Consider the following 16,224-nt stretch of genomic DNA (forward strand, 5'->3'; position numbering starts at 1 on the left):
TAATTTAATCAATACCACGTTTATGCGTGGTATTTTTTTTGGAATAATATTTATATTTGATAATTGTTTCAATATTTTATGAAGGAAGATTTTTTACATTATTTGTGGAAAAATAAGAAATTTGACATTTCAAATTTACAAACCGTTTGTGGTGAAGAAGTTGTAATACTTAATTCAGGTGCTTATTTAAAAGAACAAGGACCAGATTTTTTTAATGCACAACTTATCATTGCCAACCAAAAATGGGCCGGAAATGTAGAAATCCATCTTAAATCTTCAGATTGGTATGTGCATCATCATGAAGTAGATATTAATTATGATAATGTCATTTTGCATGTCGTTTGGGAACACGATGTCGACGTTTTTCGTAAAAACAACACTAATATTCCTGTTTTAGAGCTTAAAAAATATGTGTCTAATGTCGAATTAGAAAAACACAACTATTTATTTAAAAGTAAAACTTGGATTAACTGTGAAAACGACATTCATAATGTCGATTCATTTACGCTAAAAAAATGGAAAGAACGTTTGTTTTTAGAGCGTTTAGAAATAAAAACAGAATCAATTCAGACTTTTTTAAATGAAAACGAGAATGATTGGGAAGCAACTTTTTTTGTTTTTTTGGCAAAATATTTTGGATTAAATGTAAATGGAGAATCTTTTTTTAAAATTGCAAAAAGCATTCCTTTTGCAATAATTAGAAAGGAACAGACTAATTTATTAAGTTTAGAAGCGCTATTGTTTGGTTTCGCTAATTTGTTGAATGATGAAAATGAAGATGTTTATTATCAAAATTTAAAAGAACGATGGAAGTATTTACAAATAAAATATAAACTTACTAATGACGGTTTTGTAAATCTTCATTTTTTTAAATTAAGACCTGATAATTTTCCTACAATTAGATTGTCTCAATTAGCTGTTTTGTACCATTTAAATACTAATTTATTTTCTAAAGTAATTGATCTGAATAATCTAAATGATTTTTACAAGTTGTTTAATTCAGAAGTTTCAGAATATTGGAAAACACATTATGTTTTTGATAAAGAAAGTAAGTTCAAAAATAAAAAGTTGTCAAAGTCATTTGTTAACTTACTTGTTATCAATGCGGTGTTGCCTATTAGGTTTTTGTTTGTGAAACAAAGAGGTGAGATTATTATTGATGATTTAATTGATCTATTAATTGAAATTCCTTCCGAGAAAAATACTATCATTGATAAATTTAATTATCATAAATTAAAATCCAATTCTGCATTTGATTCTCAAACATTAATTCATTTAAAAAATGAATATTGTAATCCTAAAAAATGCTTAAATTGTGATATTGGATTATCTTTGCTTAAATAAACAATTAAAATGCATAAAATTCTTCATTTTTTTGAAAAACATGGCTTTTTTGTAGCATCAAGACTTGCTGAAAGGTTAGGAATGCGAGCATCTAATGTAAGACTTTTTTTTGTTTACATTTCCTTTGTTACTGTCGGTTTAGGATTTGGTTTTTATTTAACAATTGCTTTTTTATTAAAGCTAAAAGATATGATTTACACAAAAAGAAGTTCAGTTTTTGATTTATAATTAATTTTTTTAAGCGATTTAATAAATTTTTTGTTTTTTGGATAGTTTTGTTACCTTTGAGAAATTATCAACCAAAAAAATTATATGTCTACAAAAGCAGATTCTTGGGGATCACGTGTTGGTCTTATATTAGCAATGGCAGGAAATGCTGTTGGTCTTGGAAATTTTTTAAGATTTCCAGTGCAAGCAGTTCAAAATGGAGGAGGAGCATTTATTATTCCTTATTTAGTATGTTTTTTAGTAATGGGTATACCATTATTATTTATAGAGTGGTCTTCAGGTAGATTTGGAGGTAGATCTGGAAATCATAGTACTCCTTATATTTTAGATTCAATGGTTAAAGGAAGAATACTTAAATACATTGGTGTTTTTGGTATTTTTACAAATATTGCAGTAGCTGCATATTACTGTTATATTGAATCATGGACTATGTCTTATGTATATCATACCCTAATAGGAACTTTTGATGGAATGAGTCAAGCAAATGTTGCTGGTTTTTTTAATTCATATGTAGATGTAGCTCATTCAACAACAGGAATTCCTTATGAGGCTGTTGTTTTTTATGTAATTTGTTTAGTCTTAAATACTTTTATTCTATCTAAAGGTATTGGAGGGATTGAAAAAGTTGCAAAAGTTGGGATGCCTTTATTAATTCTTTTTGGAGTTATATTAGCAGTTCGAGGATTAACTCTAGGAACATCTGGAGCTTCTGAAATTTTTCCAGATGCAAACGCGTGGGATGGTTTAAATTTTCTTTGGACACCGCAGTATGAATCAATTCTTGATTTAAAGGTTTGGATGGCCGCAGCAGGTCAAATCTTTTTCACATTGTCAGTTGGTATGGGAACTATTCATTGTTATGCAGCTTATATTGAATCTAAAGATGATATTGCTTTAAATGCTGTTTCTGCTGGTTTTATGAACGAATTTGTAGAAGTGGTTTTAGGTAGTTTAATTGTAATTCCTATTGCTGCTGGATATTTAGGGCTGGATTGGGTTATTCAAAACGCTGGTTTTGGTATGGCTTTTCAAACAATGCCTTATCTGTTTCAACAATGGGGTTCTACATTAGCTGTAGTAGCTGGAGTTTGTTGGTTTGGGCTTTTGTTCTTTGCTGGAATTACTTCTTCATTAGCAATGGGTACGCCATGGATGGGGTTTATGAGAGATGAATTTGGTTGGTCTAAAAATAAAGGAGCTTGGTCTTTTGGAGCAATGATTTTAGTTTTAGGTTTGCCAACTGTTATATTTTACCAAGAAGGAGTTTTTGATGAGTATGATTATTGGGCTGGTACGGTTAGTTTGGTTGTTTTTGCAATGTTAGAAACAATTTTGTTCTCTTGGATTTTTGGAATGGATAAAGGTTGGAGAGAAATAACAAGTGGTGCTGATATTAAAGTTCCAAATATTTATAAATTTATAATCAAATATGTAACTCCGGTTATGTTAATAATTATTTTCTTAGGTTCATTATTTAAGCCTTTAGATAATGATTGGTCAGGAAATGTTTCTAGTTTATTCTCAGGAAATGGATGGGCTTTAGATAACGGTTCTATAATTAAAACAATAATGCACTCTGGAATTAAAGAACAAATAACTATTGCTACTGATCCTGTTATTATTGAACAGTTGCAAGATAAAATTTTCTATTTAAATTTTGCTAGGCTTTTATTAGTTGGTTTGTTTATGTTTATCAGTTTGTTAGTTTACATGGCTTTTCAAAAGAGACGTAAAGAAGGAAGAGCTACATTATAATATTTAAAAATAATTCATTATGAATACAGAAGCACTAGTAACAATGATATTGACGCAAGGAATTGTAATTTCTTTTGCATCATATTTTTTCTATAAGGTTTTAACGATACCGCCAAAACAAGAACCTGATTCGTTTTCAGAAAATGATGATGAATTAGTTAGACAGCCTGAAAAAAAATAATTCAGTTATGTTTCATAATATAAAATCCCATTTCCTATTTTCTAAAGAACATAGAGGTGGGATTTTTTTGCTTATTGTTTTAATTGTATTGGTTCAATTAATGTATTTTTTTATCGATTTTTCTAAATTTGAAACTTCATCAAAAGAAAAAAATATTAACAAAGATTGGCTTTTGGTTCAATCTGAAATAGATAGTTTAAATGCAATTTCTAAAGTAAAAAAGTTTACAATTTTACCTTTTAATCCAAATTTCATATCCGATTATAAAGGGTATTTGTTAGGTATGTCGGTTAATGAAATTGATAGGTTGCATAAATATAGAGAAAATAATAAGTTTGTTAATTCTGCTAAAGAATTTCAGGATGTGACTAAAGTTTCAGATTCTTTATTAAAAATAATTTCTCCAAATTTTAAATTTCCAGATTGGGTTACGAAAAAAAATAAATATCAAAATAACTCTTCTCATAAGTTTTATAATAAAACTGAAAAAGTAATAACTCAAAAAGATATTAATATTGCTACTAAAGAAGAAATTATGGAGGTTTATGGAATTGGAGATAAAATTTCAGATATTATTTTACAGGAAAAAGAAAAGTTCGGTGCTTTCGCATCAATTGATCAATTAGAATTTGTGTGGGGAGTTTCTCCAGAAGCTTTAGTCGATATAAAAAAGAGGTTTTTTGTTAAGCCAAATATTCAAATTAAAAAAGTAAATATTAACAATCAATCAATAAAAGAGCTGGCTAAATTTCCTTATTTTAAATACACGCTTGCAAAAGAAATTGTTACTTACAGAAGTATGAATGGAGATTTTAAAAGTATTGATGATTTAACAAAAATTAAAGGAATGCCTAATGAAAAATTAAAAATAATAGCCTTATATTTGGAATTCTAAAAAATTAACACAAAAGTAAGTTACACATGAGTATATATTTCACTGAAGAACATGAAATGTTTAGAGCAAGTTTTCGCGATTTTTTACAAAAAGAAGTTGTACCTCACATTGAAAAATGGGAAAAAACAGGAACTATAGAACGTTTTATTTGGAAAAAATTTGGTGAAATGGGTTTTTTTGGGATTCGTTATCCAGAAGCTTATGGAGGAATGAATTTAGATTTGTTTTATACCGTTATTTTTTTAGAAGAACTTCAAAAAATTAATTCTGCTGGTTTTGCAGCTGCAATGTGGGCACACTCTTATTTAGCTATGACGCATTTAAATGCTGAAGGTGATGATAGAATTAAACAAGATTATTTAGCGCCAAGTATTTCGGGTGATAAAATAGGAGCTCTTTGTATTACTGAGCCTTTTGGAGGAAGCGATGTTGCTGGCATGCGAACAATAGCAGAAAAAAAAGGTGATAAATACATTATTAATGGTTCTAAAACATTTATAACTAATGGTGTATATGCTGATTATTATGTGGTTGCTGCAAAAACAAATGTAGAACTTGGTAATAAAGGAATAAGTATTTTTTTAATAGATACAAATCTTAAAGGTGTTTCTGCTACTAAGTTAGATAAGTTAGGATGGAGAGCTTCTGATACTGCGGAAATAGCTTTTGATAATGTTGAAATCCCGGTTGAAAATCTTATGGGTGAAGAAGGGAAAGGCTTTCCTTATATAATGCAGCATTTCGCTTTAGAAAGATTAATAATGGCTATTAATGCTCATGCAAGAGCAGAATATGCTATAAATTATACTATAGATTATATGTCGCAAAGAGAAGCTTTTGGTAAAACAATTAATAAGTTTCAAGCTTTAAGACATAAAATGGTTGAACATGCAACAGACGTAGAGCATTGTAAAGTTTTTAACTATGCTGCAGTAGCTCGTTTAGATAAAGGAGAATATGTTGTTAAGGAAGCAACTATGGCTAAACTGAAATCAACTAAAGTTGCTGATGAAACCATTTATAGTTGTTTGCAGTTTTTAGGAGGTTATGGTTATATGGAAGAATATCCATTAGCACGATTGTCTAGAGATAGCCGCTTAGGACCAATTGGAGGAGGGACATCAGAAATTTTAAAGGAAATTTTATCAAAAATGATAATAGATAATCAAGATTATAAACCTGCTGTAAAGTAGTTAATAATTTAAAAAGCATATAATAAATAAAAAAGTCAAGATATAGGTAATTATATCTTGACTTTTTTTAAGCCGATGCAGTTGTCGTCCATGTCTTTTATTAAAATATAAAGGACGTTGTTTCCATTTGAGCTAGAGGCGTCAGTTTTAGTTCAAAAATAAAATCTATTAAAATAATTAAGAAATCATAACTTATAATTCATAATTATTTTATAGTTTTGCACTCTTAACGAGAGGAGGTGTCAAGATTATGTTAATTATACCAATTAAAGACGGAGAAAATATCGACAAAGCGCTAAAACGCTATAAGAGAAAATTTGATAAAACAGGAACTGTTCGTCAGTTACGTGCACGTCAACAATTCATTAAACCGTCTGTTACAAACAGAGCTAAAATCCAAAAAGCATATTATATTCAACGAATGAATGACGCTTTAGAAGGATAGTAATTATAGATTACTAAATAATATAACCGTTAGATAATAAAGTGTAACTTTGTGTCTAGCGGTTTTTTTATGGATTCAAATTTAAATGCATACCAGAATTACTTATTAAAAGAAAAGAACTACTCAGTTCATACAATAAAAGCTTATTTAAGAGATGTTAGTTCTTTTAAACAATACTTGGTGAATAATCACGATAATGTTCAGTTGGAAAATGTCAATTATTCTTTAATCAGAAATTGGATTGTTTTTTTAGTTGAAAGTGATAATTCAAATATATCTGTAAACAGAAAAATTTCCTCGTTAAAATCATTCTATAGGTTTTTGCTAAAAATAAAAGCAATTCAACAAAATCCGCTTTTAAAACATAAATCATTGAAAACGGCAAAAAAAGTTCAAATTCCATTTTCTGAAAATGAATTAAATGATGTTTTTAATTTAAATATTTATAATTCTGATTTTGAGGGAATACGAAATTATTTAATTATAGAGCTTTTTTACACTACAGGAATAAGGAGAGCTGAATTAATAGGATTGAAATTAAGTAATGTAGATCTTTTAAATAAAACAATTAAGGTTTTGGGAAAAAGAAATAAGGAAAGAATTATTCCGCTTCTAGATTGTACTATAGATTTAATTAAAAAGTATTTATTAGAAAAAAAAGGTATAGATAAAGCTATTGAGAATGACGTGTTAATTTTATCAAAAAAAGGTCATAAAATAAGCGAATCGTTTGTTTATAGATTAATAAATGATTACTTTAGTACTGTGTCTCAAAAAATAAAAAAGAGTCCGCACGTTCTTAGGCATTCATTTGCAACTCATTTGCTAAATAATGGAGCTGATTTAAATTCAGTAAAAGAATTGTTGGGTCATTCAAGTTTGTCTTCAACGCAAATTTATACTCATAGCAGTTTGTCTGAGATTCAAAATGTATATAAGAACGCGCATCCTAGAAACAAAAAATAATTCAAATGTTTAACTTAACCTAAATTAAATATAATATGAAGGTAGATATTCACGCAGTAAATTTTAATATCGACAGAAAACTTGTTGATTTTATTCAAGAAAAATTAGATAAGCTAGAAAAGTATTATGATAAGGTTGTTGCTTCTGATGTTTATTTAAAATTAGAGAACACTAGTGATAAAGAGAATAAAACCGTAGAGATTAAAATACATGTACCTGGTGATGAAATTCTTGTAAAGAAAACAAGTAAATCATTTGAGGAGGCTATTGATTCTGCAGCAAGTTCTGCTGAAAGAATGTTAGTGAAAAGGAAAGAGAAAATTAGAATGTTTTCTTAAATGTAAAAAAAAAGCAAAAAAAGTTTTGATTAAAAAATAAATTATATACATTTGCAGTCCGTTAGAAATAGCGGGCTTTTTTAATAAAATATGCCGATGTAGCTCAGCTGGCTAGAGCAGCTGATTTGTAATCAGCAGGTCGTGGGTTCGAGTCCCTCTATCGGCTCAAGTTCTTAAGATACTGAAAATTAAATGTTTAAATGGGGAGATACTCAAGCGGCCAACGAGGGCGGACTGTAAATCCGCTGATTACATCTTCGCAGGTTCGAATCCTGCTCTCCCCACATTTTTTTGTATTTAATAAGTTGAAAAATAATAACTTTATAGTTATAGACCTGAGGAATTTTAGCCGGTGTAGCTCAGGGGTAGAGTGCTTCCTTGGTAAGGAAGAGGTCACGGGTTCAAATCCCGTCATTGGCTCATAAGTTGTTTAAATTTGAACACTAATATATTATATAACACTAAGATTAAAAATCATTAAGTCATGGCAAAAGGAAATTTTGATCGTTCGAAACCGCACTTAAATATTGGTACAATCGGGCACGTAGATCACGGAAAAACTACATTAACAGCTGCAATTACAAAAGTATTGTCTGATGCAGGTTTGTCTGAGGCAAAATCATTTGACCAAATTGATAATGCTCCAGAAGAAAAAGAAAGAGGTATTACAATTAATACATCTCATGTTGAGTATTCAACAGCTAATCGTCATTACGCTCACGTTGACTGTCCAGGTCACGCGGATTATGTAAAGAACATGGTTACTGGTGCTGCTCAAATGGATGGAGCTATCTTAGTAGTTGCTGCTACAGATGGACCTATGCCTCAAACAAGAGAGCATATCCTTTTAGGTCGTCAGGTAGGTATTCCTCGTATGGTTGTATTCATGAATAAAGTGGATATGGTTGATGATGCTGAGTTACTTGAATTAGTAGAAATGGAGATTAGAGATTTATTATCTTTCTATCAATATGATGGTGATAATGGTCCTGTTATTCAAGGTTCTGCTTTAGGAGGGTTAAATGGTGATGCTAAATGGGTTGCTACTATCATGGAGTTAATGGATGCGGTTGATAACTGGATTGAATTACCTGCTCGTGATATTGATAAGCCTTTCTTGATGCCTGTTGAGGATGTATTTACAATTACAGGTCGTGGAACTGTTGCTACAGGTCGTATCGAAACTGGTATTGCTAATACGGGTGATGCAGTTGAGATTATTGGTATGGGTGCTGATAAGTTAACTTCTACTATTACTGGTATTGAGATGTTCCGTCAAATCCTTGATAGAGGTGAGGCAGGAGATAATGCAGGTATCTTATTAAGAGGTATTGCTAAAGAAGATATTAAAAGAGGAATGGTTATTGTTAAGCCAGGTTCTGTTAAGCCACACGCTCATTTCAAAGCAGAGGTTTATATCTTGAAAAAAGAAGAAGGTGGACGTCATACTCCATTCCATAATAATTACCGTCCTCAGTTTTATGTACGTACTACTGATGTTACAGGAACTATTACTTTACCAGCTGGTGTAGAGATGGTTATGCCTGGAGATAACTTGACTATTGAAGTTAATTTATTAAGTCCAATCGCATTATCTGTAGGTTTACGTTTTGCTGTCCGTGAAGGAGGTAGAACTGTAGGTGCAGGTCAGGTTACTGAAATTTTAGACTAATTAATTAGTTTATAGATATTTTTAAAGCCAGTTGATGTGAATTCATCAACTGGCTTCAATAAACGGGCGTAGTTCAAGGGTAGAATAGCGGTCTCCAAAACCGTTGATGGGGGTTCGAATCCCTCCGCCCGTGCAAATTATAAAGATAATGACAAAATTAGTTAATTATATATCTGAAGCTTTTCACGAGTTGAAAACAAATGTAACTTGGCCTGAATGGGCTGAAGTTCAACGTTTAACTATTGTTGTAGCTGTTTTTTCGATATTATTTGCTCTTTTAACTTTCGGTGTTGATGAGTTATTTGTAAAGGCTCTTGAAGGGTTTTTTAATTTAATAAAATAATTTATTTATGGCTGAGAACAGTGTTAAAAAGTGGTATGTAGTAAGAGCTGTAAGTGGGCAAGAAAATAAAGTAAAAGCTTATATTGAAACTGAAACAGTGCGTTTGGGTATGGAGGATTATGTTTCTCAGGTACTTGTTCCTACTGAGAAAGTTGTTCAGGTTAGAGATGGTAAAAAAATAGCTAAGGAAAAGGTATATTTTCCGGGTTATATAATGGTTGAAGCTAATCTTACTGGTGAGGTTCCTCATATTATTAAATCTATTCCTGGTGTAATCGGTTTTCTTGGAGAAACAAAAGGTGGAGAGCCTGTTCCTTTAAGAATGTCGGAAGTTAATAGAATGTTAGGTAAAGTTGATGAGTTGTCTGTTAAAATTGACAATGTTGCTATACCTTATTCTGTTGGTGAAACAGTAAAGGTTGTTGATGGGCCTTTTAATGGTTTCAATGGAACTATTGAAAAAGTTAATGAAGAAAAGCGTAAACTTGAGGTAATGGTTAAAATTTTTGGAAGAAAAACACCATTAGAGTTAAGTTTTATGCAAGTTGAAAAAGTATAATATTTGTTACATATATAAACCACATTTTCGCTTCCAATGAAAATGTGCTAAAATTTAAAAAATGGCAAAAGAAGTTAGTAAAGTAGTTAAACTACAAGTTAAGGGAGGTGCAGCGAATCCATCGCCACCGGTTGGACCTGCTTTGGGTGCTGCTGGAGTTAACATCATGGAGTTCTGTAAGCAATTTAATGCTAGAACACAAGATAAACCCGGCAAAGTGTTACCAGTACAAATTACTGTGTACAAAGATAAATCTTTCGATTTTATTGTAAAAACACCACCAGCAGCGATTCAAATTTTAGAAGCGGCTAAAGTAAAGTCTGGTTCAGGAGAGCCTAACCGTAAAAAAGTAGCTAGTGTTACTTGGGATCAAATTAGAACTATTGCAGAGGACAAAATGCCAGATTTAAATGCATTTACAATGGAATCGGCAATGAGTATGTTAGCTGGTACAGCTAGATCTATGGGTATAACAGTAACAGGAGATGCTCCTTTTAATAGTTAAAAGAATTAGACATGGCAAAATTAACAAAGAAACAAAAAGAGGCTGCATTAAAAATTGATAAGAACAAATTATATTCTTTAAAAGATGCTTCTGCATTACTTAAAGAAGTTGCTTCTGCAAAATTTGATGAGTCTGTAGATATTGCTGTTCGTTTAGGAGTTGATCCTAGAAAAGCAAACCAAATGGTTAGAGGTGTTGTTACACTTCCTCATGGTACTGGAAAAGATGTTAGAGTATTAGCATTAGTTACTCCAGATAAAGAAGCTGAAGCTAAAGCTGCAGGTGCAGACTATGTAGGTTTAGATGATTATCTTCAAAAAATTAAAGATGGTTGGACGGATGTTGATGTTATCATCACTATGCCAGCTGTTATGGGTAAATTAGGGCCATTAGGTCGTATTTTAGGACCTAGAGGTTTAATGCCAAACCCTAAAACTGGAACTGTAACTATGGATGTAGCTAAAGCTGTTGAAGAAGTTAAGTCTGGTAAAATTGACTTTAAAGTTGATAAAACAGGTATAGTGCATGCTGGTATTGGAAGAGTTTCTTTCGATGCTAACAAGATCTATGATAATGCACACGAAATAATTCAAACATTAATCAAATTAAAACCAACTGCAGCAAAGGGTACTTATATTAAGTCTATATATCTTACAAGTACAATGAGTCCTGCTATTGCTTTAGATCCTAAGGCAGTATAATTGGTAGTTAAAAATTTTTAGTATGACTAGAGAAGAAAAATCAATCGCGATTGAAGATTTAACTGCAAAGTTAGCTGGTGTTAATGTTATTTATTTAGCGGATACATCTGGTTTAGATGCAGCTACTACTTCAAGCTTAAGAAGAGCTTGTTTTAAAGCAAATATAAAATTAGAAGTTGTTAAGAATACTTTATTAGCTAAAGCTATGGAGGCTTCTGATCTTAACTTCGGAGATTTAGCAAGCGTATTAAAAGGTAATACTTCAATGATGATTGCTGAGACAGCTAATGGACCTGCAAAAATTATTAAAGAATTCCGTAAAAAAGGTAAAAAACCTCTTTTAAAAGGAGCTTTCATAACTGAAGATATTTATATCGGAGATGAAAATCTTGATAACCTTGCAGCAATCAAATCTAGAGCTGAAGTTATTGGTGAAATCATCGGATTACTTCAATCTCCAGCACAAAGAGTTATTGCTGCTCTTCAAAACCAAGAAGGTAAAGAAGAGGTTGCTGAATAATAAAAGAACGCACTTAATAAAAATTATATTTTACAAAATCATTAAAGATAGAAAAAATGGCAGATTTAAAACAATTCGCAGAGCAATTAGTTAACTTAACAGTTAAAGAAGTTAATGAATTAGCTACAATATTAAAAGATGAGTATGGTATCGAACCAGCTGCTGCAGCTGTAGTAGTTGCTGCTGGTGGTGGTGATGCTGGTGCAGAAGCACAAACTGAATTTACAGTAGTATTAAAAGAAGCTGGTGCTTCTAAATTAGCTGTAGTAAAAGCTGTTAAAGAATTAACAGGTTTAGGTCTTAAAGAAGCTAAAGATATCGTAGATTCTGCTCCAACTAATGTAAAAGAAGGGGTTTCTAAAGATGAGGCTGAAGGTCTTAAAAAATCTTTAGAAGAGGCAGGAGCTGTTGTTGAGCTTAAATAAGCTAAACTTAGTTTAAAAAACCAGGTTTAGGCCTTGAGATTGACTCTCAAAGGCCTAAACCATTTTGCGTATATTATGTTAATATACGTTTTAAATTATTTTCTTAATAAAAATTTGTCCATAGATGATTGCTAATCAGACTGAAAGATTAAATTTTGCTTCAACAAAAAACATCCCAGATTATCCGGATTTTCTAGATATTCAGGTAAAATCTTTTCAAGATTTTTTCCAACTAGAAACCAAATCTGATGAAAGAGGCAACGAAGGTCTCTATAATACCTTCATGGAAAATTTCCCAATTACAGATACAAGAAATAACTTTGTATTGGAATTCCTTGATTACTTTGTCGATCCACCACGTTATTCAATACAAGAGTGTATAGACAGAGGGTTGACTTATAGTGTACCATTAAAAGCTAGGCTTAAATTATATTGTACTGACCCAGAACATGAAGATTTTGAAACTATTGTTCAAGATGTTTATTTAGGGACTATACCTTATATGGCGCCAAGTGGAACTTTTGTAATTAATGGTGCAGAACGTGTAGTTGTATCTCAATTACATAGATCTCCAGGTGTATTCTTTGGACAATCTTTCCATGCAAATGGAACAAAGCTATATTCTGCAAGAGTTATACCTTTTAAAGGTTCTTGGATTGAATTTGCTACAGATATCAATAGTGTTATGTACGCTTATATTGATAGAAAGAAAAAATTACCTGTAACAACTTTATTTAGAGCTATTGGTTTCGAAAGAGATAAAGATATTCTTGAAATATTTGATCTTGCTGAAGAAGTTAAAGTTTCTAAAACAGGTTTAAAAAAATATATTGGACGAAGACTTGCTGCTCGTGTTTTAAATACATGGCATGAAGATTTCGTTGATGAAGATACTGGAGAAGTAGTTTCTATTGAAAGAAATGAAATTATTTTAGATCGTGATACGGTTTTAGATAAAGACAATGTTGAAGAAATTTTAGATGCTGACGTTAAAACTATCCTTTTACACAAAGAGGATAATAACGCGGCAGATTATACTATTATCCACAATACACTTCAAAAAGATCCAACAAATTCTGAAAAAGAAGCTGTTGAACATATTTATAGACAATTACGTAATGCAGAACCGCCAGATGAGGAAACTGCAAGAGGTATTATTGATAAATTATTCTTCTCTGACCAACGTTACAACTTAGGTGAAGTAGGTCGTTATAGAATGAACAAAAAACTTGGTTTAGATATTGCTATGGATAAGCAAGTCTTAACTAAAGAAGATATTATTACAATAGTTAAGTACTTAATTGAATTAATCAACTCGAAAGCTGAGATTGATGATATTGATCACTTATCAAACCGTCGTGTAAGAACAGTTGGTGAACAACTTTCTTCACAATTTGGTGTTGGTTTAGCTCGTATGGCTAGAACTATTCGTGAAAGAATGAACGTTAGAGATAATGAAGTGTTTACTCCTATTGATTTGATTAATGCTAAGACTTTGTCTTCTGTAATTAACTCATTCTTTGGAACAAATCAGTTATCTCAATTTATGGATCAAACGAATCCATTAGCTGAGATTACTCACAAACGTCGTTTATCTGCACTTGGACCTGGAGGTTTATCTAGAGAAAGAGCTGGTTTCGAGGTTCGAGATGTTCACTATACTCATTATGGTCGTTTATGTCCTATTGAAACTCCTGAGGGACCAAACATTGGTTTGATTTCATCTTTAGGTGTTTATGCAAAAGTTAATGCAATGGGATTCATTGAAACTCCTTATCGTAAAGTAACAGATGGTGTTATCGATATTGAGAGCACACCTATTTACTTAAGCGCTGAAGAAGAAGAAGGTAAAATGATTGCTCAAGCTAATATTGAAATGGATGCTAACGGTAAAATATTAGCTGACAAAGTAATTGCTAGAGAAGAAGGTGATTTTCCTGTTGTTGATCCATCACAGGTTCATTATACAGATGTTGCTCCAAATCAAATTGCATCTATTTCTGCATCTTTAATTCCATTCTTGGAACATGATGATGCCAACCGTGCTTTGATGGGATCTAATATGATGCGTCAAGCAGTTCCTTTATTACGTCCAGAAGCTCCTATTGTTGGTACTGGTTTAGAGAGACAAGTAGCTTCAGATTCAAGAGTTTTAATTAACGCTGAGGGTGACGGTACTGTTACTTATGTTGATGCAAACGAAATTACTATCAAATATGATAGAACTGATGCTGAGCGTTTAGTTAGTTTTGATGCTGATGATAAGACATATAAATTAATAAAGTTTAGAAAAACGAATCAAAGTACAAGTATTAACTTAAAACCTATCGTAAGAAAAGGTGATAGAGTTTCTAAAGGTCAAGTACTTTGTGAAGGATATGCAACTCAAAAAGGAGAATTGGCTTTAGGAAGAAACTTGAAGGTTGCCTTTATGCCATGGAAAGGATATAATTTTGAGGATGCAATCGTAATTTCTGAAAAAGTAGTTCGTGATGATATTTTCACATCTATCCACATTGATGACTATTCATTAGAGGTTAGAGATACTAAATTAGGTAACGAAGAGTTAACTAATGATATTCCTAATGTTTCTGAGGAAGCAACAAAAGATTTAGATGAAAATGGAATGATTAGAATTGGTGCAGAGGTTAAGCCTGGCGATATTCTAATTGGAAAGATTACTCCAAAAGGTGAATCTGATCCAACTCCAGAAGAAAAATTATTACGTGCAATCTTCGGTGATAAAGCAGGAGATGTTAAGGATGCTTCATTAAAAGCTTCTCCATCATTACATGGTGTAGTTTTAGATAAAAAATTATTTGCTAAAGCTGTAAAAGATAAGCGTAAGCGTTCTAAAGATAAAGAAGATATTGATAATCTTGAAACAGAATATCAAGTAAAATATAACGACTTAAAAGACGTTCTTGTAGAAAAATTATTTGCTATTGTAAATGGTAAAACATCTCAAGGTGTTATGAATGATTTGGGTGAAGAAGTATTACCAAAAGGTAAAAAATATACTCAAAAAATGCTTAACTCAGTAGAAGATTTTGCACACCTTACAAAAGGACAATGGGCAACTGATGATGCTACAAACAAGTTAGTAAATGACTTAATTCACAACTATAAAATCAAATTAAATGATTTACAAGGTTGGTTAAGAAGAGAGAAGTTTACAATCACTGTTGGAGATGAACTTCCGGCTGGAATATTAAAACTTGCAAAAGTTTATATTGCTAAAAAACGTAAGCTTAAAGTTGGTGATAAAATGGCAGGACGTCACGGTAACAAAGGTATTGTTGCAAGAATCGTTCGTCATGAAGATATGCCTTTCTTAGAAGATGGAACACCAGTTGATATTGTTTTAAATCCACTTGGAGTACCTTCTCGTATGAACATTGGTCAGATTTATGAAACTGTTCTAGGTTGGGCTGGAATGAATTTAGGAAGAAAGTTTGCTACTCCTATTTTTGATGGTGCTACTTTAGATCAAATTAACGAGTTTACTGATGAAGCAGGAATCCCAAGATTCGGTCATACCTATTTATATGATGGAGGAACAGGAGAACGTTTCCATCAACCAGCAACTGTAGGTGTAATTTACATGCTTAAATTAGGACATATGGTTGATGATAAGATGCATGCTCGTTCTATCGGACCGTACTCTTTAATTACTCAACAACCATTAGGTGGTAAAGCACAGTTTGGAGGTCAGCGTTTTGGAGAAATGGAGGTTTGGGCTCTAGAGGCTTATGGAGCTTCTAGTACTTTAAGAGAAATCTTGACAGTTAAATCTGATGATGTTATTGGTAGAGCTAAATCTTACGAAGCAATCGTTAAAGGTGAATCTATGCCAGAACCAGGATTGCCAGAATCATTTAATGTATTAATGCATGAATTAAAAGGTCTTGGTTTAGATATCAGATTAGAAGAATAAATATTTTTTTAGTAGTCAGTCTCATTTTTTTGGGGCTGATTACTCATTTTATAAGTTTTTAGGATTTATACCCGTAAACCGTTCCGATTTTTTATAATTTTTATTATAATTAGCACTTCATAACAGCGGTTAGAAGTTTAGAGAAGTAATTCGAGGTTAATGGTTTTATGAATTTTAAACATAAAACAAAATCAATTTTTTAGTTGTACATAAATCA

General features: G+C 31.6%; 17 protein-coding genes and 4 tRNA genes. All 21 read left to right on the forward strand.

Annotated features, from left to right (window positions below; translation table 11 throughout):
* Positions 1 to 78 precede the first annotated feature (78 nt).
* The 21 genes from OLM55_RS06085 (at position 79) to rpoB (ending at position 16,007) form a co-directional block, all read left to right on the forward strand.
* The gene (locus OLM55_RS06085; protein WP_264560520.1) at positions 79 to 1,344 is read left to right on the forward strand and encodes a DUF2851 family protein; all 1,266 of its coding nucleotides are present in this window, start codon (positions 79 to 81) and stop codon (positions 1,342 to 1,344) included.
* Positions 1,345 to 1,353: 9 nt separating this feature from the next.
* Positions 1,354 to 1,572 carry a PspC domain-containing protein gene (locus OLM55_RS06090; protein WP_264560521.1) on the forward strand — a complete coding sequence of 73 codons (219 nt, stop codon included), beginning with the start codon at positions 1,354 to 1,356 and terminating at the stop codon, positions 1,570 to 1,572.
* Positions 1,573 to 1,656: 84 nt separating this feature from the next.
* Complete coding sequence (locus OLM55_RS06095) at positions 1,657 to 3,327, forward strand: sodium-dependent transporter (protein WP_264560522.1); 1,671 nt, start codon at positions 1,657 to 1,659, stop codon at positions 3,325 to 3,327.
* A gap of 19 nt (positions 3,328 to 3,346) precedes the next feature.
* Entirely contained in the window at positions 3,347 to 3,508 is a 162-nt protein-coding gene (locus tag OLM55_RS06100) for a hypothetical protein (RefSeq protein WP_264560523.1), read from the forward strand.
* 7 nt (positions 3,509 to 3,515) lie between these two features.
* Entirely contained in the window at positions 3,516 to 4,403 is an 888-nt protein-coding gene (locus tag OLM55_RS06105) for a ComEA family DNA-binding protein (protein ID WP_264560524.1), read from the forward strand.
* Positions 4,404 to 4,429: 26 nt separating this feature from the next.
* Positions 4,430 to 5,596: an acyl-CoA dehydrogenase family protein gene (locus OLM55_RS06110; RefSeq protein ID WP_264560525.1), complete on the forward strand. Its 1,167-nt coding sequence runs from the start codon at positions 4,430 to 4,432 to the stop codon at positions 5,594 to 5,596.
* Positions 5,597 to 5,846: 250 nt separating this feature from the next.
* On the forward strand, positions 5,847 to 6,041 hold the full coding sequence (gene rpsU, locus OLM55_RS06115; RefSeq protein WP_264560526.1) for a 30S ribosomal protein S21: 195 nt from the start codon (positions 5,847 to 5,849) through the stop codon (positions 6,039 to 6,041).
* A 69-nt stretch (positions 6,042 to 6,110) separates the two neighbouring features.
* Positions 6,111 to 7,007 (forward strand): tyrosine-type recombinase/integrase, encoded by an 897-nt coding sequence (locus OLM55_RS06120; RefSeq protein WP_264560527.1) that lies wholly within the window; start codon positions 6,111 to 6,113, stop codon positions 7,005 to 7,007.
* A 35-nt stretch (positions 7,008 to 7,042) separates the two neighbouring features.
* Positions 7,043 to 7,345, forward strand: a complete 303-nt coding sequence (gene hpf / locus OLM55_RS06125; RefSeq protein ID WP_264560528.1) for a ribosome hibernation-promoting factor, HPF/YfiA family — start codon at positions 7,043 to 7,045, stop codon at positions 7,343 to 7,345.
* Between the two features lie 92 nt (positions 7,346 to 7,437).
* Positions 7,438 to 7,511, forward strand: a tRNA-Thr gene (locus OLM55_RS06130).
* A 36-nt stretch (positions 7,512 to 7,547) separates the two neighbouring features.
* Positions 7,548 to 7,629 (forward strand) — tRNA-Tyr (locus OLM55_RS06135).
* A 64-nt stretch (positions 7,630 to 7,693) separates the two neighbouring features.
* Positions 7,694 to 7,765, forward strand: a tRNA-Thr gene (locus OLM55_RS06140).
* A 64-nt stretch (positions 7,766 to 7,829) separates the two neighbouring features.
* A complete protein-coding gene (gene tuf, locus OLM55_RS06145) occupies positions 7,830 to 9,017 on the forward strand; it encodes an elongation factor Tu (protein WP_264560529.1) in 1,188 nt (395 codons plus the stop codon).
* A gap of 62 nt (positions 9,018 to 9,079) precedes the next feature.
* A tRNA-Trp gene (locus OLM55_RS06150) sits at positions 9,080 to 9,150 on the forward strand.
* 15 nt (positions 9,151 to 9,165) lie between these two features.
* Positions 9,166 to 9,360, forward strand: a complete 195-nt coding sequence (gene secE / locus OLM55_RS06155; protein WP_264560530.1) for a preprotein translocase subunit SecE — start codon at positions 9,166 to 9,168, stop codon at positions 9,358 to 9,360.
* A 7-nt stretch (positions 9,361 to 9,367) separates the two neighbouring features.
* Positions 9,368 to 9,919 carry a transcription termination/antitermination protein NusG gene (gene nusG, locus OLM55_RS06160; RefSeq protein WP_264560531.1) on the forward strand — a complete coding sequence of 184 codons (552 nt, stop codon included), beginning with the start codon at positions 9,368 to 9,370 and terminating at the stop codon, positions 9,917 to 9,919.
* A gap of 61 nt (positions 9,920 to 9,980) precedes the next feature.
* On the forward strand, positions 9,981 to 10,424 hold the full coding sequence (rplK, locus tag OLM55_RS06165; RefSeq protein WP_264560532.1) for a 50S ribosomal protein L11: 444 nt from the start codon (positions 9,981 to 9,983) through the stop codon (positions 10,422 to 10,424).
* Between the two features lie 11 nt (positions 10,425 to 10,435).
* Complete coding sequence (gene rplA, locus OLM55_RS06170; protein WP_264560533.1) at positions 10,436 to 11,125, forward strand: 50S ribosomal protein L1; 690 nt, start codon at positions 10,436 to 10,438, stop codon at positions 11,123 to 11,125.
* Between the two features lie 22 nt (positions 11,126 to 11,147).
* Complete coding sequence (rplJ, locus tag OLM55_RS06175) at positions 11,148 to 11,645, forward strand: 50S ribosomal protein L10 (RefSeq protein WP_264560534.1); 498 nt, start codon at positions 11,148 to 11,150, stop codon at positions 11,643 to 11,645.
* Between the two features lie 56 nt (positions 11,646 to 11,701).
* A complete protein-coding gene (gene rplL, locus OLM55_RS06180; protein WP_264560535.1) occupies positions 11,702 to 12,070 on the forward strand; it encodes a 50S ribosomal protein L7/L12 in 369 nt (122 codons plus the stop codon).
* 124 nt (positions 12,071 to 12,194) lie between these two features.
* A complete protein-coding gene (gene rpoB, locus OLM55_RS06185; protein WP_264560536.1) occupies positions 12,195 to 16,007 on the forward strand; it encodes a DNA-directed RNA polymerase subunit beta in 3,813 nt (1,270 codons plus the stop codon).
* Positions 16,008 to 16,224 lie beyond the last annotated feature (217 nt).

Source organism: Flavobacterium sp. N2270 (assembly GCF_025947225.1).
Taxonomy (GTDB): Bacteria; Bacteroidota; Bacteroidia; order Flavobacteriales; family Flavobacteriaceae; genus Flavobacterium.